This window comes from Paenibacillus camerounensis, assembly GCF_000723885.1.
GTDB classification, from domain to species: Bacteria; Bacillota; Bacilli; order Paenibacillales; family Paenibacillaceae; genus Paenibacillus_AQ; species Paenibacillus_AQ camerounensis.
Genome location: NZ_CCDG010000071.1, coordinates 39,556 through 60,764 on the forward strand (window position 1 = coordinate 39,556; position 21,209 = coordinate 60,764).

General features: G+C 51.2%; 18 protein-coding genes. 16 read left to right on the forward strand and 2 right to left on the reverse strand.

What is annotated here, in order from left to right:
- The first annotated feature begins 28 nt into the window (after positions 1-28).
- The 11 genes from BN3772_RS24535 (at position 29) to BN3772_RS24585 (ending at position 14,346) form a co-directional block, all read left to right on the forward strand.
- Positions 29-1,711, forward strand: a complete 1,683-nt coding sequence (locus BN3772_RS24535; protein WP_042202933.1) for a S1C family serine protease — start codon at positions 29-31, stop codon at positions 1,709-1,711.
- A gap of 121 nt (positions 1,712-1,832) precedes the next feature.
- On the forward strand, positions 1,833-2,522 hold the full coding sequence (locus BN3772_RS24540; RefSeq protein ID WP_042174750.1) for a response regulator transcription factor: 690 nt from the start codon (positions 1,833-1,835) through the stop codon (positions 2,520-2,522).
- Between the two features lies 1 nt (position 2,523).
- Positions 2,524-3,975 carry a sensor histidine kinase gene (locus tag BN3772_RS24545; protein ID WP_042202934.1) on the forward strand — a complete coding sequence of 484 codons (1,452 nt, stop codon included), beginning with the start codon at positions 2,524-2,526 and terminating at the stop codon, positions 3,973-3,975.
- 59 nt (positions 3,976-4,034) lie between these two features.
- On the forward strand, positions 4,035-4,991 hold the full coding sequence (locus BN3772_RS24550) for a 4-hydroxy-3-methylbut-2-enyl diphosphate reductase (protein WP_042202935.1): 957 nt from the start codon (positions 4,035-4,037) through the stop codon (positions 4,989-4,991).
- A gap of 318 nt (positions 4,992-5,309) precedes the next feature.
- Complete coding sequence (gene aroF / locus BN3772_RS24555) at positions 5,310-6,356, forward strand: 3-deoxy-7-phosphoheptulonate synthase (RefSeq protein WP_042202936.1); 1,047 nt, start codon at positions 5,310-5,312, stop codon at positions 6,354-6,356.
- 282 nt (positions 6,357-6,638) lie between these two features.
- The gene (gene glnA / locus BN3772_RS24560; protein ID WP_042174757.1) at positions 6,639-8,063 is read left to right on the forward strand and encodes a type I glutamate--ammonia ligase; all 1,425 of its coding nucleotides are present in this window, start codon (positions 6,639-6,641) and stop codon (positions 8,061-8,063) included.
- A 461-nt stretch (positions 8,064-8,524) separates the two neighbouring features.
- Positions 8,525-11,263, forward strand: a complete 2,739-nt coding sequence (locus BN3772_RS24565; RefSeq protein WP_244444830.1) for a GH36-type glycosyl hydrolase domain-containing protein — start codon at positions 8,525-8,527, stop codon at positions 11,261-11,263.
- Between the two features lie 19 nt (positions 11,264-11,282).
- A complete protein-coding gene (locus BN3772_RS24570) occupies positions 11,283-12,167 on the forward strand; it encodes a hypothetical protein (RefSeq protein WP_042202940.1) in 885 nt (294 codons plus the stop codon).
- 105 nt (positions 12,168-12,272) lie between these two features.
- Positions 12,273-13,364 (forward strand): 3-phosphoserine/phosphohydroxythreonine transaminase, encoded by a 1,092-nt coding sequence (serC, locus tag BN3772_RS24575; RefSeq protein ID WP_086074742.1) that lies wholly within the window; start codon positions 12,273-12,275, stop codon positions 13,362-13,364.
- Positions 13,365-13,502: 138 nt separating this feature from the next.
- Entirely contained in the window at positions 13,503-13,967 is a 465-nt protein-coding gene (trmL, locus tag BN3772_RS24580; protein ID WP_042202942.1) for a tRNA (uridine(34)/cytosine(34)/5-carboxymethylaminomethyluridine(34)-2'-O)-methyltransferase TrmL, read from the forward strand.
- A 124-nt stretch (positions 13,968-14,091) separates the two neighbouring features.
- Positions 14,092-14,346, forward strand: coding sequence for an AbrB/MazE/SpoVT family DNA-binding domain-containing protein (locus tag BN3772_RS24585; RefSeq protein ID WP_042174764.1), 255 nt, complete (start codon positions 14,092-14,094; stop codon positions 14,344-14,346).
- 335 nt (positions 14,347-14,681) lie between these two features.
- Here BN3772_RS24585 and BN3772_RS24590 read toward each other — a convergent pair whose 3' ends face one another.
- Both BN3772_RS24590 and BN3772_RS24595 read right to left on the reverse strand, forming a co-directional pair.
- Entirely contained in the window at positions 14,682-15,749 is a 1,068-nt protein-coding gene (locus tag BN3772_RS24590) for a phosphodiester glycosidase family protein (protein WP_042202943.1), read from the reverse strand.
- Entirely contained in the window at positions 15,746-16,153 is a 408-nt protein-coding gene (locus tag BN3772_RS24595; RefSeq protein ID WP_042174768.1) for a hypothetical protein, read from the reverse strand. The genes BN3772_RS24590 and BN3772_RS24595 overlap by 4 nt, the downstream gene beginning before the upstream one ends.
- 287 nt (positions 16,154-16,440) lie before the next feature.
- On the opposite strand from BN3772_RS24595, the gene BN3772_RS24600 reads away from it, so the two are divergent.
- The 5 genes from BN3772_RS24600 (at position 16,441) to BN3772_RS30750 (ending at position 20,777) form a co-directional block, all read left to right on the forward strand.
- Positions 16,441-17,097 (forward strand): response regulator transcription factor, encoded by a 657-nt coding sequence (locus BN3772_RS24600; RefSeq protein ID WP_042202944.1) that lies wholly within the window; start codon positions 16,441-16,443, stop codon positions 17,095-17,097.
- Between the two features lie 67 nt (positions 17,098-17,164).
- A complete protein-coding gene (locus BN3772_RS24605; RefSeq protein ID WP_042174771.1) occupies positions 17,165-18,391 on the forward strand; it encodes an aminotransferase-like domain-containing protein in 1,227 nt (408 codons plus the stop codon).
- Between the two features lie 350 nt (positions 18,392-18,741).
- Positions 18,742-19,437, forward strand: coding sequence for an ABC transporter ATP-binding protein (locus BN3772_RS24610; RefSeq protein ID WP_042202957.1), 696 nt, complete (start codon positions 18,742-18,744; stop codon positions 19,435-19,437).
- A 13-nt stretch (positions 19,438-19,450) separates the two neighbouring features.
- Positions 19,451-20,215, forward strand: a complete 765-nt coding sequence (locus BN3772_RS24615; protein WP_042202945.1) for a hypothetical protein — start codon at positions 19,451-19,453, stop codon at positions 20,213-20,215.
- Between the two features lie 421 nt (positions 20,216-20,636).
- Positions 20,637-20,777, forward strand: a complete 141-nt coding sequence (locus BN3772_RS30750; protein ID WP_157643642.1) for a hypothetical protein — start codon at positions 20,637-20,639, stop codon at positions 20,775-20,777.
- Positions 20,778-21,209: the final 432 nt, after the last annotated feature.

Sequence of the window (21,209 nt, forward strand, 5' to 3'; positions counted from 1 at the left end):
ACAGACAAGGCACGGGAGGAAAGCAACCATGGAAAACAACAAAAACAATTTTAATCGAGATAACGAACCGACACCGAACCGGGAATGGGATCATTCAAATACTTCTAATCAGAACTCCGGCAACGACATTTCAGCTAACCGTAGTCAATCCGAATCCGATTCCGGCTCTTCATACTACTATTCTTACGGACCTTTCAAATCTATCAATAACGATGAAGCCAATCAGGAGAACGGACAGCACTATAACCGGCGTGAGCCTGAACGTGTAGAGGTTACAACACCGCAGCCGGTCAAGCAGCTTCCTTACAGCACATCGCTCCGTACAGGCGGATATGACGGTAACGGCGGACGGGGCAATGGCGGCGGGAATGGTTCGGACGGCGGAAACGGCTGGCAGTATAACCACAAGCCTAAGAAGCCTGTTAAAGCAGTGCTGGTATCTTTCCTGGCCGGAATGGTTGTATTATCCGGTTCGATGTTTATGGCAGACCGGGGCAACTGGTTCACGGGTGACCAGGCAACTACAGCCTCTGTGGCAAGTACAACGGCCAAATCGGCTGTCGGCAGCGCAGGTGTGAGCCCTTCCACTTCTACGACTTCACTGGTAACCGGTACTAGAGATGTTTCCAATGTTGTAGATTCGGTTGGACCGGCGGTAGTCAAGATTGAAACGCTGGTGAAGAGCTCCAGCAGAAGCTCGTCTAATCCGAATATGAGCGATCCGTTCTCGCAATTCTTCTTCGGTGACCAGTTCGGAGGAAGCGGTTCTTCCGGAACAGACCAGAATTCACAGTCACAGTCCGAGAATAACTCGGATTCCCAGCTGACTCCTTACGGTATCGGAACAGGCTTCATCTACGAGTCTTCCGGCTACATTCTAACGAATCAGCACGTTATTGAGGGAGCAGATGTCATCCAGGTTACTGTTGACGGAACTACCAAGCTTTATGAAGCTAAGCTGCTGGGCTCCAGCAAGGATCTGGATCTTGCGGTTCTGAAAATTGAAGGCGCAGATTTCCCAACAGTAGCGCTTGGCGATTCTGACAGTCTCAAGGTCGGCTCCGAGGTTGTTGCCATCGGTAACCCGCAGGGCTTTGACCATACGGTTACTGCCGGTGTGCTGAGTGCGAAAGGACGCAGCATTGATATTAACGAAGAAGACGGCAGCGGTACGCGCAACTACAAAAACCTGCTGCAGACCGATGCATCGATTAATCCCGGCAACTCCGGCGGACCGCTGCTTAACCTGAACGGTGAAGTAATCGGGATGAACGTGGCGGTGAGCACAGAGTCACAGGGTATCGGTTTTGCAATTGCAGTCAACACCATTAAAGAGGTTGTAGACAAGCTGGAGGCCAATCAGGAAATTCCCAAAGAGCCGGTTCCGTTCATCGGCGCATCACTTATGACCATTACAGATCAGGTGGCACAGCAGATGGGCACTGACATTACTGAAGGATCAGTAGTAGCGGAGATTGTATTCAAATCGCCTGCCTATACTGCAGATCTGCGCCCTTACGATATCATTACAGGTGTGAACGGTACGAAGTATGCGACCAGCCAGGAGCTGATTACCTATATTCAATCCCTGAAGGTTGGTGACCAGGTCACTCTGAATGTGGTCCGCGACGGCAAAACACTGGAGCTTCCGGTTACAATCGGCAACAAAAATGATTTTGATACCACCAAAACCCAAACTCAGGAGCAGTAAACACACCAGACGGAATGGTACGCGGAAGGGGCAACCCTTCCGTTTGTGCTGCTGCTGGACGTGAATCCGTACATTCATGCTACAATAGAGATATAAAGAATTGGACAATGGGGGCTGCTTGATGCGACCGAATATATTAATTATTGATGATGATGAAAAGATTACCTCCATGCTGCGGCGCGGCCTTGCCTTTGAAGGCTATGACGTGAAAACTGCATCCAACGGGGCAGACGGGCTGCGTGCGGTCCTGAACAGCGACCCGGATGTGGTTGTTCTGGATGTGATGATGCCTCAGGTGGACGGCTTCGAGGTATGTCGGCGTCTGCGTGAGGGAGGCAGTAATGTTCCTGTACTGATGCTGACCGCGAAGGATGAGATTGAACACCGTGTAAAGGGGCTCGATCTGGGAGCAGATGATTATCTGGTTAAGCCTTTTGCGCTGGAAGAGCTGCTGGCCCGTGTGCGGGCGCTGCTCCGCCGTAAGAGCGAGCAGAACGGAACGCCGGATCAGACAGTAAGCTATGAAGATATTACACTGGATGTGGATTCGCGTGAGGTAACCCGCGCCGGTAAACGTCTGGAGCTGACTGCGAAGGAATTTGAGCTGCTCCATCTGTTCATGCAGAATCCGAAGCGGGTGCTGTCCCGAGATCTGATTATGGACAAAATCTGGGGTTATGATTACAGCGGCGAATCCAATGTGCTCGAGGTATACATCGCTATGCTGCGCCAGAAGACGGAGGAGCATGGAGGTAAGCGGTTAATTCAGACAATCCGGGGAGCCGGTTATATTTTAAGAGGTGACAATTAACATGTCTATCAAATTGCGGCTGACAGCCTGGTATTCAGGAATTTTGGCCGTTATGCTGCTGGCCTTATCAGCCGCAATTTACGGTTTTGTCTATTTTAATACGTTTGGGGATTTGAAGGACCGGCTTAGAGAACAGGCATCAAAGGTTCAGCCCAAGTCAGTCTGGAATTATAATAACGGTACGCTGGATTTAGTGCTTGGAGGCCCTGCGGGACAGAGCTTATTTGCTCAAGTGTACATCTATGATCTGCAGAAAATGATTCCCAGCCCTAATATGACAGATATTGATCTGGAATTTAAAATCCCCTCCAAGGAAGATCTGGGCAAACAGCAGGGGTTTCTGCAGGCTTCGTATGGCGGCGATCCTTTTCTTATTTATCAGCTTGCTGCTGAGATCAATGTTAACAATACGGCTATGCCGGGTGTGCTGCAAGTAGCAGTGTATACAGGCGAACAGGTCACGATGCTGAACCGGCTCAAGAATATTCTGCTGGTAGGCTCATTTGCCACGCTGATTGCCGCTTTTACCTTCGGGCTCTTCCTTGCGCGCAAATCAATGAGTCCAATCGGTATGGTCATTGAGGCGGCCAACGGGATTCAGACCGGCAATGATCTTAGCTCCCGTATTGAATACAACGGGCCTCCTGACGAAATCGGGCGGCTGATTGAGACGGTCAACAGTATGCTGGGGCGTATGGAAGGGATCTATAGGGAGCTTGAGGATTCCTATGCTACCCAGCGCAGGTTCGTATCGGATGCTTCACATGAATTACGGACACCGCTTACAACGATTCGCGGCAATATCGACCTGCTGCAGAAGGTCTGGGAGATGGAGCCGGATCAGAGCCGGATGAGCGAAGCGGAGATCCGCCAGCTGTCCATTGAATCGGTTAAGGATATTGCCGATGAATCGAAGCGGATGAGCCGGCTGATTGGCGATATGCTCTCACTTGCAAGGGCGGATACCGGGCGTACTTTTGACAAGGAACCGGTTGCGCTGGAGCCGCTTATGACGGAGGTAGCGCGAAGAGCCTCGTTTTTGCCGCGGCAGTCTGAGTGGTCGATCGGTGACTTAAGCCAGATGAACGGCAAATATATCGTCGGCAACAAGGATTATCTGCAGCAGATGCTCTTTATTTTTATCGACAATGCGTTTAAGTACACACCGTCCGGTGAGGTCAGCATGGATGCGGTGTTCTATCACAACCAGGTTGGAATCCGGATCAAGGACACCGGTATTGGTATGGATAAGGACGAAGTGCCGCATATTTTTGACCGGTTCTACCGGGCTGATGAATCACGCGGGATGACAGAGGGAATCGGCCTTGGCCTGTCAATTGCCAAATGGATTATTGATGAGCATGGAGGGTCCGTTGAGGTTGTTACCCGTCAGGGTGAGGGGACGACCTTTATCATCTGGCTGCCGCTTCTCTTTGCTCCGCCGCTGGAATAGGGTATAATAGACAGGTCCTATTACAGCCGTCATTGACAGCAGAAAGCCGGTGAACATATATGGAAGTCATCAAAATCTCTCCCCGGGGCTATTGCTATGGTGTCGTAGATGCCATGGTAATGGCGCGGCAGGCCGCCCAGAATCTCGATCTGCCCCGGCCGATTTATATACTTGGCATGATTGTTCATAACAGTCATGTTACGAATTCCTTTGAGGACGATGGAATTATTACGCTGGACGGCCATAACCGTCTGGATATTCTTGATAAGGTAGACAGCGGCACCGTTATCTTTACCGCACACGGGGTTTCGCCAGAAGTCCGCAAGCTGGCCCGCGCCAAGGGGCTGACTACAGTCGATGCGACTTGCCCGGATGTGACGAAGACGCATGACCTGATTAAAGAGAAGGTAGAGGAAGGCTGCGAGATTATTTATATCGGAAAAAAAGGCCATCCGGAGCCTGAAGGCGCCGTCGGCATTGCGCCGGAGCATGTCCATCTGATTGAGAAGGAAGAGGAGATCGCCTGCCTGAATGTGCCGCCTGGCCGGATCGTTATTACGAACCAGACCACGATGAGCCAATGGGATATCAAGCACATTATGAAAAAGCTTCTTGAAACCTATCCCGGCGCCGAAGTCCATAATGAGATCTGTATGGCTACACAGGTGCGTCAGGAAGCAGTGGCAGAACAGGCCGGACTATGTGACCTTGTGATCGTCGTCGGAGATCCGCGCAGCAATAACTCTAACCGGCTGGCACAGGTGTCGGAAGAGATTGCCGGTACGCCAGCCCACCGTATTGCAGATGTATCCGAGCTGAATATCGAATGGCTGCAGGGGGTTAACAAGGTAGGTGTAACTTCAGGAGCTTCCACGCCAACACCGATCACGAAAGAGCTCATTAACTATCTGGAGCAGTACGATCCGGCAAAGCCTGAGACCTGGGAAATCAAACGTACCGTGAATATGGCAAAGCTGCTGCCGCCGGTCAAGAACAAAACAACCAGCGCTACCTGATTCAACAGGTTCCGTTCTGAACCTATTCGTTCTCTATTTCACATGCGTATAGCTGCATCCGTCTCTCTGTTTGGGGACGGGTGCTTTTTATTTACCAAAAAACAGTAGCTATAAGTACATAAATAAGTATGGTTAAAATTACCTCATTAGTAATAAATGGAACATCGGGCGGTTTTAGCCTGAAAATTAGTTGACGTAAAATGCAATATGAGCTAAAATTACTTTAGCGCTTAAAAGCACACACGCGTCGTAGCGAAATAGTATTTTGTATCAGAGTGAAATCCGTTAATCATAATATCCTAAAAGGGGAGCTATAATATGATCGTTATTACGTCTAATCAGACACCGCAGGAGCAGGTAAATGATATTATTGCTGTTATTGAAAAGCAAGGGCTGCAGGTTCACCTGTCCCGCGGCGCAGACCATACTGTAATCGGGCTGATCGGCGGTGTTACACCGAGTCTTGCCGAGCACTTGCGCCAGATGAAGGGCGTACAGAATGTGGTGAAAATCACCAAATCCTATAAGCTGGCCAGCCGCGACTTCCATCCGGAGGATACTATAATTGATATCCGCGGCGTTAAGATCGGCGGCGAGAATCTCGTTGTCATGGGCGGTCCGTGTGCAGTAGAGTCACCTGAACAGATTGATGAAATCGCCCGGCTTGTTAAGGCCTCCGGCGGGCAGGTACTGCGCGGCGGCGCATTTAAGCCGCGGACCGGTCCGTACAGCTTCCAGGGCGTTGGCGTTGAAGGCCTGACTATGATGGCAGAAGCCGGTAAGAAGCATGGCCTGCTGACTATCACAGAGGTTATGACTCCGGAGTACGTGGACATTTGTGCAGAGCATGCAGATATTCTGCAGGTAGGCACACGCAATATGCAGAATTTTGATCTGCTGCGCAAGCTCGGAACCTGCGGCCGCCCGGTGCTGCTCAAACGCGGCTTCAGCGCAACCTACGATGAGCTTCTGAACGCGGCTGAATACATTCTGGCCGGAGGCAACCGTGATGTCATGCTGTGCGAGCGCGGCATCCGAACCTTCGAAACCTATACCCGTAATACGCTTGACCTGTCGGCAATTCCTGTGCTTCAGAGCCTTAGCCACCTGCCTGTTATTTCCGATCCGAGCCACGGAACCGGCCGACGCGAGCTGGTTGAGCCGATGGCAAAGGCATCCGTTGCTGCCGGAGCTAACGGTCTGATTATCGAAATGCATACAGATCCTGATAATTCAATGACTGGTGACGGGGTTCAGTCCCTGTTCCCGGATCAGTTTGATAAGCTGCTTAGAGATCTGGAGAAGCTCGCTCCGCTTGTAGGACGTAAGTTCTCCGAACAGCTTGAAGCTGCACCGATTGCCTGATTAATCTGAGAAAACCTGCCATAGGCATGGCCGTCTTACCCGCTTCCGGGCGGGCTGGACGGCTGTTTTGCATTCAACGGACCCCCCTATGATGCTGATTTAGACAAGATATGGGATATTCACGAAAGCGTCAGAATATCTTACATTGTTATTAAAAATACCTGACATAAGCATTGACGATGTAAGGTATCGGTTTTATAATGACGACAGTTAAAAAAATAAAAACAAGAACATTTGATACTGAGAGCGGGTTAATGTTCGGAACTTGGGGAGGAATTATTCATGTCGGTTGAAAAAGTGTTGCAGACGATCAAGGAAAACAATATCGAGTGGGTGGATTTTCGCTTTGTAGATTTGGGTGGGCGTGCTCATCATATCTCATTGCCGGCATCCGCAGTTGAGGAAGAAACATTTGTAAATGGTGTAGCTTTTGATGGTTCTTCCATCAAGGGGTTCCGCGGTATTGAAGAATCGGACATGGTTATGATGCCTGATCCTAGCACTGTATACATTGATCCTTTTACAGCTCACCCGACGCTGAATATCATGTGTGACATCTTCACTCCTGATGGCGAACGTTACGAGCGCGACCCGCGTGGTATCGCAGTAAAAGCTGAAGAATTCCTGCAGGCAAGCGGTGTAGGTACAGCAGCATTCTTCGCACCTGAATCTGAATTCTTTATCTTTGATGATGTCCGTTACGAGACAACCATGAACAGCTCTTCCTTCTCCGTAGATTCCGAAGAAGCAGCATGGAACACAAACCGCAAAGAAGAAGGCGGTAACCTTGGATTCAAAGTCGGCGTTAAAGGCGGATATGTTCCGGTAGCGCCAGTGGATTCCCAACAGGATATCCGCAGCGAAATGTGCCGTCTGCTTGCTGAAGCCGGCCTGGAAATTGAACGTCACCATCACGAAGTGGCGACTGCGGGACAAGCGGAGATCAACTTCCGTTTCGATACCCTGAAGAAAACAGCTGATAATCTCCTGACTTACAAATATATTGTGCAGAACACTGCACGCCAGTACGGCAAGGTTGCGACCTTCATGCCAAAACCTCTGTTCGGTGATAACGGAAGCGGCATGCACGTTCACCAGTCGATTTTCAACGGAAGCGAGCCTTTGTTCTACGAAAAAGGCGCTTATGCCAACCTGAGTGAAATGGCGCTGCACTACATCGGCGGTATCCTGTATCATGCTCCGGCACTGATCGCGCTGACTAACCCGAGCACCAACTCTTTCAAACGTCTGGTTCCTGGTTACGAAGCACCGGTTAACCTGGTTTACTCCAAGGGTAACCGTTCCGCTGCTGTCCGTATCCCGGTAGCTGCTGTAACACCTAAGGGCTGTCGTATTGAATTCCGTACACCAGACTCCACTGCTAACCCATACCTGGCATTCTCCGCAATGCTGATGGCTGGTCTGGACGGAATCAAGAAGAAGATCAACCCTGAAGAAATGGGTTACGGCCCGCTTGATAAGAACATCTACGAATTGTCCGATGCCGACAAAGAGAAAATCCGCAGCGTTCCAGGCAGCCTGAACGAAGCGCTTGACGCTCTGGAAGCTGACTACGAATTCCTTACAGAAGGCGGCGTATTCACTAAAGACTTCATTGATAACTATATCGCTCTGAAGCGTGGCGAAGCACAAGAGGTTGCCATTCGCGTTCATCCGCATGAATATGCCCTGTACTTCGACGTATAGGATTCGTTAACTAATAGCTGTGCGTTATCCAGAAGCCCCCGGGAACTCTCCCGGGGGCTTCTTTGTATTTATATTATCGTCCGAGATTAACGAAAGTTTTCGTAAATTCAACGCCGAGAGTGTATTATAATTTCTATATATAGAAATGAATGCGATTACTAATGCTAAGTATCATTTACTAATAGTATTGATTGACTAGATAAACAGCGGAATAAGTATGGTTTTCAAGAAAAAATAAGCACATCGAAAATATTTTTTTCGCAGATGTTAGGTATCTATACCTATACAAATTGTATGATTATACATCAAAAACGTGAATATGACGCTGTTTAGACAGATTAGGATACTTGTTCTGCATGGGTATGGATGGAACGCCAGAAACCTCTTTACAAGATTTGCCGGCGGTGCAATAATAAAAACGAAATCGGTTTCGTAAATGAGGCATTGAAAGGATGAATACATTGACACACACAAAGCAATCAAGCTGGCAGTTTACCGGACTCAACGGAGAGTTCAGTCTTAAGCAGCCTGACCGGAGCGGCTTTCTGTATTTCCCTCTGGTCAATGAAGGAGGAATGATGTCTTCCGTTACACCGCAGCTACACGGTCAGGTAACTTCCGGGCATAATACATTCCTTACACCGCCGCTGTCTGTTGAGGACTTGCATAATTCACGGGCATCACGTAATTTCTGGGTCTACATAGACGGTAAAGGGGCCTGGTCGGCAGCTGGTAATTCAGCCCGGCAGCATGCGCAATATTATTCTGAAGGTGCAGATGAATCTTTGCTGGAAGCCGGGCTGCTGTGGCATAAGATCACCAGGGAAAATAAGCGGCTCGGTATCAAAGCGGAAATTACCAGCTTTGTTCCTGCCGGAAATGACAAGGCCGAACTGATGAAGGTGATTCTCACGAATACGGGAGATGAAGAGATTGTGGTTACTCCAACAGCGGCCATCCCGCTGTATGCCCGTTCTGCAGACGATTTGCGTGACCACCGGCATGTTACTTCTTTGCTCAACCGGATTTATACTTCGCAATACGGTGTCGAGGTTCAACCGGCTCTTTCCTTTGATGAGCGGGGACACCGGATTAACTACACCTCTTACGGAGTATTAGGTGCTGAGGAAGAGGGCATACAGCCGGCTGGATTCTTCCCGGTGCAGGAGGTGTTTATCGGTGAAGGCGGTAGCCTGGACTGGCCGGAGGCTGTCGTGCTGAACGCTGATCCGCAGGCCGGCTGCGACGGGGAGGCTCCTAGACAGGGGTATGAAGCTTTGGGCGGGATTAGGTTCGCTACAACTGCGCTGAAGTCCGGACAGAGCCGTTCCTATGTAGTCGTTATGGCAATTGCGGAGGAACGGATTGATATTGCCGCACTGATGTCAAAGTACGGCTCAGCAGCAGCATTTGATGCTCAACTGGACATTAACAAGCAGTACTGGGCAGATAAAGTGAATACGGTATCCTTCCATACCGGGGATAACGATAGGGATCAGTGGATGAAATGGGTTACTCTGCAGCCGGTCCTGCGCAGGCTGTACGGGAACTCGTTCCTGCCTTATCATGACTATGGCCGCGGAGGCCGCGGCTGGCGCGATTTATGGCAGGATTGTTTGGCCCTGATGATCATGGAGCCGGAGGATGTACGCAGCCTGCTGTTCAATAATTATGCGGGGGTTAGAATCGACGGAAGCAATGCAACGATTATCGGACAGCAGCCCGGAGAGTTCATCGCCGACCGCAATAATATCCCGCGGGTGTGGATGGACCACGGAGCCTGGCCGTTCATGACTACGCTGCTGTATCTGAACCAGAGCGGTGATCTGGACTTCCTGCTGGAGGAACAGACTTATTTCCGTGATTCCTTCATGAGCCGCTGCCGTGAACGTGACAGCTCCTGGCAGCCCGCTGCCGGCAGCAGCCTGCTGGCGGATAACGGTAAGATCTATAAGGGGACTATTCTAGAGCATATTCTGCTGCAGAATCTGGTGCCGTTCTTTAATGTGGGCGGACACAACAATATTCTGCTGGAGGGGGCAGACTGGAATGACGGGCTGGATATGGCGGCCCAGCGGGGCGAGAGTGTCACCTTTACCGCTTTTTACGGAGATAATCTGTATGAGCTGGCAGGACTGCTGCGTACGCTTAAAGCGCGTAACGGAAGCGGCACGCTGGAACTGGCGGAAGAATTAGTATTGCTGCTGGATTCCTTGGGCGATCCCGTTGATTATGCCTCTGTATCCGCTAAGCAGGAGCGGCTGAACCGCTATTATGCCGCTGCGCCGAACAGGGTGAGCGGTGTCAGGGCAGAGCTGGAGCTTGAACAGGTGGCGGACGATCTGGAACGCAAAGCAGAATGGATCTTCGGCCATTTGCGCAGCAAGGAATGGGTGAGCAGCCAAGCCGGCGGCGGCTGGTTCAACGGCTATTACAATAATGACGGTGAACAGGTTGAAGGCGAGACTGCTGAGGGCATACGCATGACCCTTACGGGACAGGTATTTCCGCTGCTTGGCCATGCAGCATCACCTGAGCAGATTCCGCAAATGATTGCATCCGTGGAAAAGAACCTGCACGACGCAAAAATCGGCTACCGGCTGAACTCGGATTTCGGCGGCATCCAGCAGAACCTGGGCCGTGCCTTCGGCTTTGCTTTTGGCCATAAAGAAAACGGGGCGATGTTCAGTCATATGACCATAATGTACGCGAATGCACTTTATAAACGCGGATATGTACAGGAAGGATATAAGGTGCTTAATTCCTTATACAGCCTGAGTGCAGATTTTGAGTTCAGCCGGATGTATCCGGGAATTCCGGAGTATATCAATGAACAAGGCAGGGGCATGTATACGTACCTGACGGGCTCAGCCAGCTGGCTGCTGCTTACAATGGTTACAGAGGTGTTCGGTATCAAAGGACGGCTGGGTGACCTGCTGCTGGAACCGAAGCTGGTAAAAGAACAGTTTGACTATGCCGGCAAAGCATCTATCAGGACTCTATTTGCCGGACTTGAGCTGGAGGTTGCCTACACGGCCGCAGGAAGCGCGGAATACGGGGAGTACCAAATACACGGAGTAAGCCTGAACGGCGCTGTGGTGACGCTTCAGCGCGTCTCAGAGGGCTTGCTGATTCCGCGTACGTTCCTGAGTGGCTTGCCCAAAGGACAGGTTCATAAGCTTGAGGTCATTCTTAACTAGCTGAAAGGAAGGAATGCATATGGTGCACCGGCTCTCAAACGGCATTCTCACTGTTGACATCGCCGAACCCGGAATCTATAACGGAACCAGGTTCGACTGGACCGGATTCATTACCCAGGTCACACTGGAGGAAGGGAAGCATACCTTTTGTGTTCCGGAGAGCTTAACTCCAGGGCAAGGCAGCGGCGGTATGGGGCTATGCAATGAATTCGGCATTTCCCGGACGATCGGCTATGATGAAGCAGCTGCCGGAGAGTGGTTTCCCAAGCCGGGTGTAGGTCTGCTCCGGAAGCTGGAGGATATTCCGTATGACTTCACAGCGGATTATCCGTTGCAGCCGTCTGAAATGACTGCAGATAGCAGCAGCTGCGGAATTACATACAAGGTTATTTCTGCGGAATGCCGGGGTTACAGCTTTATTTTGAATAAACAGATTTCATTGGACGAAGACCGGCTGATTATCGATTATACGCTTGAGAACACAGGGTCAAAGCCGATTCATACAGAGGAATACATTCATAACTTTATAGGAATTAACGGAGCGCCGGCAGGGGAAGGCTATGAGCTGAGACTGCCGGGAGAAGCCGGTGTGCATGAACCCGAATCCCTGTATACCTCCGGGCTGCTGCATGTAGCCGGAGACCGTATACACTGGAACGCACAGCCTGACCGTCCGTTTTATTGCCGGCTGGGCGGCTGGGAGCCGGAGGATGCTGACTGGTACTGGGAGCTGGTTCACACCCCAGCCAGAGCTGGAGTGCGCGAGAGCGGAAGCTTCCGTCCGGAGCGGATGGCACTCTGGGGAGAGCGGCATGTCATTTCACCAGAAGTATTTGCGGACATCAGCATTCTACCGCGTCACAGCAAGGATTGGAGCCGCAGCTATCAGTTTTTCACGTTCTAACCCCTGCTGATCTTACGCTTTATGTGAATAATTATACTTGCTGGCGTGTTGGAATGCTGCTATCATAGCGATATCCATATTCGTAGGAGAGAAAGGATGGGGGCAATTTTGAGCAAGAGAGCATACAATTTCAATGCAGGACCGGCGGCGCTGCCGCTTGAAGTACTGGAACGCGCACAGGCGGAGTTTGTTGAATTCCGGGAGAGCGGAATGTCCATTATGGAGATGTCGCACCGCGGAGCAATATACGAATCCGTGCATAACGAAGCGCAGGAGCGTCTGCTTTCACTGCTCGGCAATCCGGAGGGTTACAAGGTGTTGTTCGTACAAGGCGGAGCCAGCACACAGTTCGCCATGATCCCGATGAACCTCATCTCCAGCGGACAAGCCGGCAGCTATGTTATGACAGGAAGCTGGGCTGACAAGGCCCTTAAGGAAGCGAAGCTGGTAGGTGAAGCGCATATTGCCGCATCCTCCGAGGACAAGAAGTATCTGGCTATTCCTGAGCTGAGCAGCATCAAGCCGGCTGACAATGCGGCCTACCTGCATATTACCTCCAATGAGACGATTGAAGGTACGCAGTATGCGGAGTATCCGGATACAGGCTCCCTTCCGCTGATAGCTGATATGTCCAGTGATATTCTGAGCCGTTCCTTTGATGTCAGCAAATTCGGGCTGATCTATGCCGGAGCGCAGAAGAATCTTGGACCGTCCGGGGTTACTGTAGTCATTGCCAAGGAAGAGCTGATTGCCAAATCACCTGCGAATATACCGACAATTCTGCGTTACGATACTCACTACAAGAACAACTCTCTGTACAATACGCCGCCATCCTTTTCTGTATATATGGTTAATGAAGTGTTAAAATGGATTGAGGAGCAGGGCGGGCTTGCCGGCATCGAATCCAAAAACCGGGACAAAGCCGGTCTGCTGTATGATCATATCGACGGAAGTGACGGTTTCTACCGCGGAGTAGCAGAGGCGGGCAGCCGTTCCATTATGAACGTCACCTTCCGGATGCAGTCCGAGGAGCTGGAGAAGCAGTTCGTTAAGGCAGCTGAGCAAGAAGGCTTCATTGGACTCAAGGGTCACCGCAGTGTCGGGGGCTTGCGCGCTTCGATCTATAACGCCGTTCCTTATGAGAGCGTTAAGGCCCTTTCGGATTTCATGAAGCATTTCCGGCAGACTCAAGGCTAATGTATGACCTTTCCGGACCTTCCGCTACTCAGGCGGAAGGTTTTCTGCTGTGTTTGCCCAGTCCGCCTGTCATCCCAGAGCAGTCTATTACCTGACCAATCAGGGCTGAAGCAGCCTAAAGAGAGGAAGTTATTGATTATGGCTTTACACATTGTGCTGGTTGAACCGGAAATTCCGGCCAACACCGGCAATATCGCCCGTACCTGCGCAGCTACAGGCACCCATCTTCATCTGGTCCGCCCGCTGGGCTTCCGGACTGATGACGCGACACTAAAGCGGGCAGGGCTTGATTACTGGCATGCCGTTACTATCGAATATCATGATTCGTTTGCAGAGGTGCTGGAGAAATACAGCGGGGGACGTTTTTTCTACGCCACGACTAAGGCAGAAAAGCGTTATACAGACTTTGCTTTCCAGGATGGTGATTTCTTTGTTTTCGGCAAAGAAACTAAAGGGCTGCCGCCTGAGATTCTGGAAGCAGGTAAGGAAACCGCGATGCGCATGCCAATGGGCCAGGCAGTCAGATCGCTGAATTTATCCAATTCAGCAGCGATTATTGTCTATGAAGCGCTTCGGCAGCTCGATTTTCCGGAACTTTTTTAAAGTAGACACTATTTTTTATTTTTTTCAGCAGGATTCGACATTTATATAACGAAATAGAAGAATACTGCCGAAAAAAGTAGTAGCTACTAATACAATAGTTGAACAGGAGAGGTGTACGTAAGATATGAAACCTGCTGGCGTAGTTCGTAAAGTAGATCAGCTGGGTAGAATCGTTCTGCCTAAGTCTCTGCGGAAAAGGTACCAGATGAATGAAGGAGACCCGGTGGAAATTCTTGTACAGGGAGACCACATCATTCTGGAACGCTACCGTCCTAAATGCGTATTTTGCGGATCGATGGAAGGCGTAAGCGAATATAAAGACCGTTATATTTGTTCTGATTGTCTTTCGGAGATGACACAACTGCCAAGACACGCTTAAGTCCTCTCCGCTTTCTTCCGGGAAGCGGCAAGCAACATTATTACATAGTACGGTACTGCGGTGTACCCCGCAGGCCAACACTGAAAAAACGCCGCACAATGTGCGGCGTTTTTTTGAAGTGTCGGCAGGATATGAAGGCTGGAGAGCAGCTATAAGCCTTTGGTTTTGTCGTCGTTGTAGGATGAAGTCAGAATACCGGCCAGAAACAGCAGGAACACAAGAGTGACAATCCAAAAGGTCAAGGAGAACGACATGCAGGACACCTCCGTAAAGGATTGTTATCGTTAACCTGATTATAACCTGCTCCAGACCGGGATTAAAAGCTAAAAATTAAGCTATTTAAAAAAGAGGAAATTCGTCGGCACCTGCCGGAGATTTCCATCAGACGGCTTGTTGATGACTCTACCTTTAAAAATCAGCGAAGAGGAGCCGCCGCCGTCCAGATTGTAGGCATCGACTACGCCCATGCCCCAAAGCTTGCTCTGCAGTTCCATCAGTGTGGCCCCGGAGTTGCCGCTCTCATTATAACCGTCGGCAACCAGCACCAGAATCTGGTCATCCTTATATTTGCCGATGATGGTGCGAGGTGCACGCGCAGGGCTCGTCTGCCATTTGAACGGAATAGGCTGCAGCATGCTGTTCTGGATCAGCACAGGCACAAAGGTAGCGCCAAAGGAAGGCTCAAGCTGATCAAGCTGTGACTTGCTGCTGAATTTCCCGCCGATCAGCCGGCCGGATGTGCTGAGGCCGACAAAGCTGAGATCCTTGTAGGTCGGTTCAAACCCGTACAGATATTTGCCGTCTACAATGGTGGTAGACAAAGGATACCGCTTGCCGTTCTGATCTGCAAAGCCCCCGGCATTGATTCCGGCAACCGCACCATAGCGGTTTACCGCCTGCATGGTTGTTTCAGCCTGACCGCTGCCGTCACCGGCCAGGCTCATTTTCATTGCGGATACGTCTTTCAGTCTGATTTTGAGCGCATAAGCTTTATAGTTGCCGGGGTTCAGCCGGTATAATTCAATGGTTATCCGGTCACTGGAGATGACATCGGCCGGGATGCCCAGCTTGGCAGTAATCCGCCGGTTATAAATAGATTCCGGCCGGGATACCTGTGCTGCAGCGGTGTTGACCAGGGCATTCATCGCATTCGTAGTCTGATTGTACAGATGTGCAGAAGCACCGATGGCATCAATTGTATAGGAAGCGGAGCTCTGGGCCTGAAGCAGCTCCTGCTTGAGCTGCGCTGTCTGTTCAATCGGACCGGGCTCAGCGGCAAACTGGCTGACATTGAGATCCAGCGTAAGCTTGGGCTGATACCCCCACAGGACAATTATTAGTCCGATAAAAGGCGCTGTCAAAAGCATGAAGAAACGGTTGACTCTTTTAACAGGCGTCATCATTTCAGCAGATCCATCTCTTTCTTAAGTGTATCAAGCTGCTGCTTGACCTCGCTCAGCTGTGTGTAGAGCTTGTTGCTGTTATCCGTTTTGTTGCTCGCGTTGTCCTTAGTGAACGTCAGCAGCTCGTTAAAGGTCTGAACTGTGTTCTGCAGCTCCTGAACCTCCTCGGAGAGCACGGCAATCCGGGCTTCGTAATCGGTTTTTAACACGTTAAGCTGCTGCTGGCTCTGAGTACTGAGCTCGGTCAGCACCTGCAGCTTCAGATGATTGGTATAGCTGTAGACAGCATATACGCCGAGTCCGATCATCACAATCCAGAACAGTAAAAACCATTTTACGGAAGGGCCGTTTCTCGCTGCAGTACGGCGCGAGTGTACAGGGGTCGATTCCGCTAGCGGTTGCATTTCAACATCACCTCAAGCACTTTTTTTCAAGTTCCCATTCTATCAGACTTTTACAAGTTTCGCAAAAGTGAAAGGGGGAAGTGTAAAGGCGAAAAAGTAATTGCATCCTATTAAAGTACTGAGATACAATTTCTATAGATTGGAATATCTGAGGGGCGTATTCAAGGTAAAAGAAGGAAGAAACCAGCAGGTACAGACAGCCATCCTTGCTTGCGTAAAAGCCAGAAACGCTTAAAGCGCTTTCCACTCAGAGTAATTATATAGATAGCAGGAGGTCTGGGGGAGTAATGATGAAGGTTTGGCGGGTGGTCATTGTGGGGTGTCATCCCACAAGTATGTTAGGTACAAAATTAATATTGGAAGAAGGAGGAGAACTTGCCGTTCTGGGGATGTATTCCACCTGGAGCGACGGTCTAAGCAGTGTGCAGGAGCATCAGCCGGATCTGGTGCTGGCTGATTATCAGATGCCGGAAGGAAATGTGGAGCAGGTGCTGCCGGAGCTGAAGAGCAGCTGTGAGGAAGCGCATATTATTATTATGACCGATGAGGAAGACAGTCAGCTGTTCCAGCCGCTGCTTGAGCTTGGAGCCAGCGGTGTGCTGTCGAAAGGCGCCTCTGCCCGGCAGCTGCTGTTAATGATTGGCGGCTTGCGGGAGGGATTTCTGTCTGTTCCGCTGAACTGGATTCAAAAGGGCTACCGGCCGGCAACCTCCTCACGCGGGCTGGACAGCGTGATGCAGCTGACCCAAACGGAGATGTTCATTATGGAGAGGATTGTGCAAGGAATCACTTATGACAAAATTGCTCTTGAGATTGAAGTGAGCCGGCGCTCTATAGATAATTATCTGCGCAAAATTTATGTGAAGCTGGATGTAACAACGAGGGCCCAGGCCATCGAGAAATTCGCGCTTTTCTCAAGGCAGAGCAAGCAAATCTACGCGTAGGCTAAGCATTTGCGACATAATGCCGGCTGTGCTGGAATATTCTTGGTACCAGGGAAGGGGGGGACATATGAAGTATGAGTTTTCTGCCCGTGCGCATACGTTGATTTCTTCACCGCAGCTCAGCATCCGTACCCAATCACGGCGCGGCGCGTTAATCTCGCTGGCAGAGGAGCTGCCTGCAGAAGAATTGTTCCCGTTGTCGTTGCTTGCAGAAGCGGCCTCGACTGTGATCTCAGCTGATGCGGGTGCGCTGCAGTACGGAGATCCTGAAGGGTACGCGCCGCTGCGGGAGTGGCTGACCGGAGACTGGCTGAAGGGAAAAGGGGTGACTGCCGCAGAAGGCGGAGTTCTTCTGACAACGGGGAGTCAACAAGCCATTGACCTGCTGTCCCGGGTCTATATTGATCCAGGGGACCGTGTGCTGGTGGAGAATCCGACCTCACCGGGGATTTTGCAGGCGCTGCGTATGCAGGGGGCAGTCATTATACCGGTGCAGGGCGACCGGAACGGGCTGCTGCCGGACCATCTGCGGGCTCAGATTCATCAGCACAGGCCGAAGATGCTGTTTGCAACACCAAGCTACACTAATCCGAGCGGCATTCTCTGGAGCCTTGAGCGGCGCAAGCAGGTGCTTGAGCTGTGCATCGCCCATGATCTGCTGATTGTTGAGGACGATTCCTACGGGGATCTGCATTTCAAGCGGGCAGAAGGCAGCGGGGCAGCCCCGGCAGCACAATATCCTTCGCTCTATGCGCTGGAAAATGTCAGCAAAGCCGGACATGTACTCTACATAGGCTCGTTCAGCAAGACCGTAGCGCCTGCGCTGCGGACGGGCTGGGCGGCAGGCAGCCGTGAGCTGATCTCTATGATGGCCGCCGCCAAGCAGATGGCGGACTGGCAGTCCAGCTCACTAAATCAGCGGCTGCTGCATCATCTGCTGGATGTCACGGCGTTTAATCTGCGTGAGCACATTGCAGTGCTGAACCGCGAATACCACACACGGCTTAAGCTGATGTCAGAGCTGCTGAAACGCCCGGCGTGGAAGAACAGCAGATACGATATGCCGGAAGGCGGTATGTTTCTGTGGGTCTCGCTGCCCGAAGGGCTGGATGCGATGCTGCTGCTAAAGGTAGCACAGGCTAAGGGGGTTGCCTTCCTCCCCGGACAGCTCTGCAGCGTCAGCGGCGGCGGTGACCGCATCCGGCTGAACTTCAGCCATCCCGGGCGGGATGAGCTGCTGCTCGGCATGAACCTGATGAGCGAGGCTGTGACGGAATTTACGGCACGGAGCTGAGAGGCAGCAGGGAGTCGGCGGGATGGGGGCTAGAAAGTTTTTGAACCTAAACCGGTCACATAAGTGAATTAGTAGCAGACAAGCAAGCACCAGGCAGGATGGGGCTTGCTTGTTTGCGTCCGCCGGGAGTGGTGGCATAAGCACAGGAATATTGTAATGGCTGGAATAATGCCGGGGTGTGTTACGGATAAGCTGGAGACACAGGTGATTCCATAGGGAGGGAGATGTGAAAATTCGGTGACGGTGCAGGGATAGTATGGAAGGCGCTGGTCTAACGGTCATAAGCAACTGAAGCTGATGCAGCTATTACAGGGGGCTTAAACAGAAAGGAAGGCAGAAAGAGGATGGCTGTGGAGAACATACTGGAATGCAGTGGCCTGAGTAAAAGCTATGGCCGAAAAATGGCTCTGAACGGATTGGAGCTTAAGGTTCAGCGCGGGAAAATTGTCGGGCTGCTGGGAAGGAACGGGGCGGGGAAAACAACACTGATGAAGCTGATTGTCTCGCTGCTCCGCAATTATGAAGGCACTCTGCTGGTGGACGGGAAGAAGCCCGGTGTGGAGACGAAACAAATCGTATCCTACCTGCCGGATCATGAGTTTCTGTATCCGTGGATGACGGTGGAGGAGTGCGTTACATTTTTCGGGCATGCCTTTCCTGATTTCAGGCGGGATAAAGCCAGGGATATGATCGGCTCGCTTGGCCTGAATGTCAAAGATAAGGTGAAGTCGCTGTCCAAAGGAATGAAGGAGCAGCTGAGTCTCTCACTGGCTTTTGCCAGGGAGGCCAAGTTGTATGTACTCGATGAGCCGCTTGCTGCGGTGGACCCCTCGACCCGGGATAAGATCATGAAGATTATTCTGGACCATTTTACCTCAGACAGCACCATTCTGGTCAGTACCCATCTGATCCAGGGAGTGGAGCCGCTGTTCACCGATATTGCCATTGTGGATGAGGGCAGAGTGCAGCTGCAGGGAACTGTGGCTGATATCAAACGGGAGTACGGGATGCATCTGGAGGATGTTTTTAAACAAATTGTGAAGTAAAGGGAGTGAAGATATGATTCTTGTTCATCAGTTTAAGCTCGAATGCAGAAAGCATCTGGCAGTGTTTGGTTCACTAACCGGTCTTAGCGCACTGATTAATCTGTATTTTCTGTTCAGCACACAGCAGGACCTGGCGTTTCTGGTGCTGACTGCGAATATGGTGATCGGCCTGCTTGTTCCGCTCTATATCTATACAGATCTGTACAAGGAGTTTTTTACCGGTGTTATGCCTGTTAATCACCTGCTTCCTGTCAGAACCTCTTCATTGTTCGCGGTAAAATCAGCCGTGTTCATCCTGGGCAGTATGACGGTATGGTCAACAACGCTGCTGGAGATCTTCCTGAATCCGGCCGGGCTGTATCAGATGCGGATAGAGCAGTCCTCAAGCCCCGCACTCGGCATCCTCTATCTGGTGCTGTCCAAGCTGCTCAGCCTGCCTGCGGGTTATGCGCTGATCGGATTTGCACTCGCAGCCGGTAAAAGATTCCGCAAACCGCAGCTCAGCCACCTCTGCATTGTAGTACTGCTGGCAGGAGGAGTTGCTGCCCAGTTTACTCTGGCTGTGCAGGGCAGCTGGCACTGGAGCATCGGGACGTCTTCGGTGGATGCTTTTAAGCAGTATGCGAACCTGCTGAGTGTGACTCCGGTCTTCCGGGTTATGCAGGCTGATATTAACGACACGATCAACTGGCTGACGGTGGGCAGCAATGTGCTGGTCATGCTGCTGGCCGGCAGCGCTGCAGCCCTGCTGCTGAACGGGCGGGGGTATGAGCTGTGAGCTGTGAGCGGCGAGTTGGCTGAGTCATTTCATCAGCCTCGGAGTTTTAGCTGCAGTTTGTACACTTAAAAACAGCTGAATCTTCTGCTAACAACGTATAAGTGTACTTTATGCAGTTAAAAGTAGCTAGTAACGCAAAAATCGGCGATTTGGCACATTTTAGCTGTACGAAATACATCTATTTTACTTTTTTTAAGAAAAACAGGCGTTTTAGTTGTATAGAGTGCAGTTAAGGTGACGCTAGGCGGGGGAAGAGTAGGGTGTGCGCGAGCTGGTGGTGTGGCGGGCGGAGAGTAAGGGACGAGTGTTGGTTGGTGGCGTGGTGGATGGAGAGTGAAGGACGAGTGTGGACTGGTGGTGTGAGTGATTGGAGAGTAGAGCATGAGTGCGGACTGGCGTAGTGGTGGATGAAGAGTAAAGGATGAGTGTAAGCTGGTGGCTTGGTGGATGGAGAGTGGGGGACGAGTGTGAGCCGGTGATGTGGTGGATGAAGAGTAAAGGACGAGTGTGGACTGGTGGTGTGAGTGATTGGAGAGTGAAGGATGAGTGCGGACTGGCGTAGTGGTGGATGGAGAGTGAGGGACAAGTGTGGGTTGGTGGCGTGGTGGATGGAGAGTGAGGGAGGAGTGTGGGTCGGTGGCGCGGTGGATGGAGAGTAAGGGACAAGTGTTGGTTGGTGGCTTGGTGGATGGAGAGTGAGGGAGGAGTGTGGGTCGGTGGCGCGGTGGATGGAGAGTAAAGGAGAAGTGCGAGCTGGTGGCGTGGTGGATAGGAGAGTAAGGGACAAGTGTTGGTTAGTGGCTTGGTGGATGAAGAGTAAAGGAGGAGTGTAAGCTGGTGGCGTGGTGGATAGGAGAGTAAAAGACGAGTGTTGGTTAGTGGAGTGGCGGATGGAGAGTAAAGGAGGAGTGTAAGCTGGTGGCGCGGTGGATGGAGAGTAAGGGACAAGTGTTGGTTGGTGGCTTGGTGGATGGAGAGTAAAGGACGAGTGTGG

Coding starts and splice junctions, on each gene's coding strand:
- BN3772_RS24590 (WP_042202943.1), bottom strand. CDS start 15,749: ATGATGACGCCTGTTAAAAGAGTCAACCGTTTCTTCATGCTTTTGACA.
- BN3772_RS24540 (WP_042174750.1), top strand. CDS start 1,833: ATGCGACCGAATATATTAATTATTGATGATGATGAAAAGATTACCTCC.
- BN3772_RS24570 (WP_042202940.1), top strand. CDS start 11,283: ATGGTGCACCGGCTCTCAAACGGCATTCTCACTGTTGACATCGCCGAA.
- BN3772_RS24605 (WP_042174771.1), top strand. CDS start 17,165: ATGAAGTATGAGTTTTCTGCCCGTGCGCATACGTTGATTTCTTCACCG.
- aroF (WP_042202936.1), top strand. CDS start 5,310: ATGATCGTTATTACGTCTAATCAGACACCGCAGGAGCAGGTAAATGAT.
- BN3772_RS30750 (WP_157643642.1), top strand. CDS start 20,637: ATGAGTGTAAGCTGGTGGCTTGGTGGATGGAGAGTGGGGGACGAGTGT.
- BN3772_RS24600 (WP_042202944.1), top strand. CDS start 16,441: ATGATGAAGGTTTGGCGGGTGGTCATTGTGGGGTGTCATCCCACAAGT.
- BN3772_RS24595 (WP_042174768.1), bottom strand. CDS start 16,153: ATGCAACCGCTAGCGGAATCGACCCCTGTACACTCGCGCCGTACTGCA.
- glnA (WP_042174757.1), top strand. CDS start 6,639: ATGTCGGTTGAAAAAGTGTTGCAGACGATCAAGGAAAACAATATCGAG.
- BN3772_RS24615 (WP_042202945.1), top strand. CDS start 19,451: ATGATTCTTGTTCATCAGTTTAAGCTCGAATGCAGAAAGCATCTGGCA.
- BN3772_RS24550 (WP_042202935.1), top strand. CDS start 4,035: ATGGAAGTCATCAAAATCTCTCCCCGGGGCTATTGCTATGGTGTCGTA.
- trmL (WP_042202942.1), top strand. CDS start 13,503: ATGGCTTTACACATTGTGCTGGTTGAACCGGAAATTCCGGCCAACACC.
- BN3772_RS24545 (WP_042202934.1), top strand. CDS start 2,524: ATGTCTATCAAATTGCGGCTGACAGCCTGGTATTCAGGAATTTTGGCC.
- BN3772_RS24535 (WP_042202933.1), top strand. CDS start 29: ATGGAAAACAACAAAAACAATTTTAATCGAGATAACGAACCGACACCG.
- BN3772_RS24585 (WP_042174764.1), top strand. CDS start 14,092: ATGAAACCTGCTGGCGTAGTTCGTAAAGTAGATCAGCTGGGTAGAATC.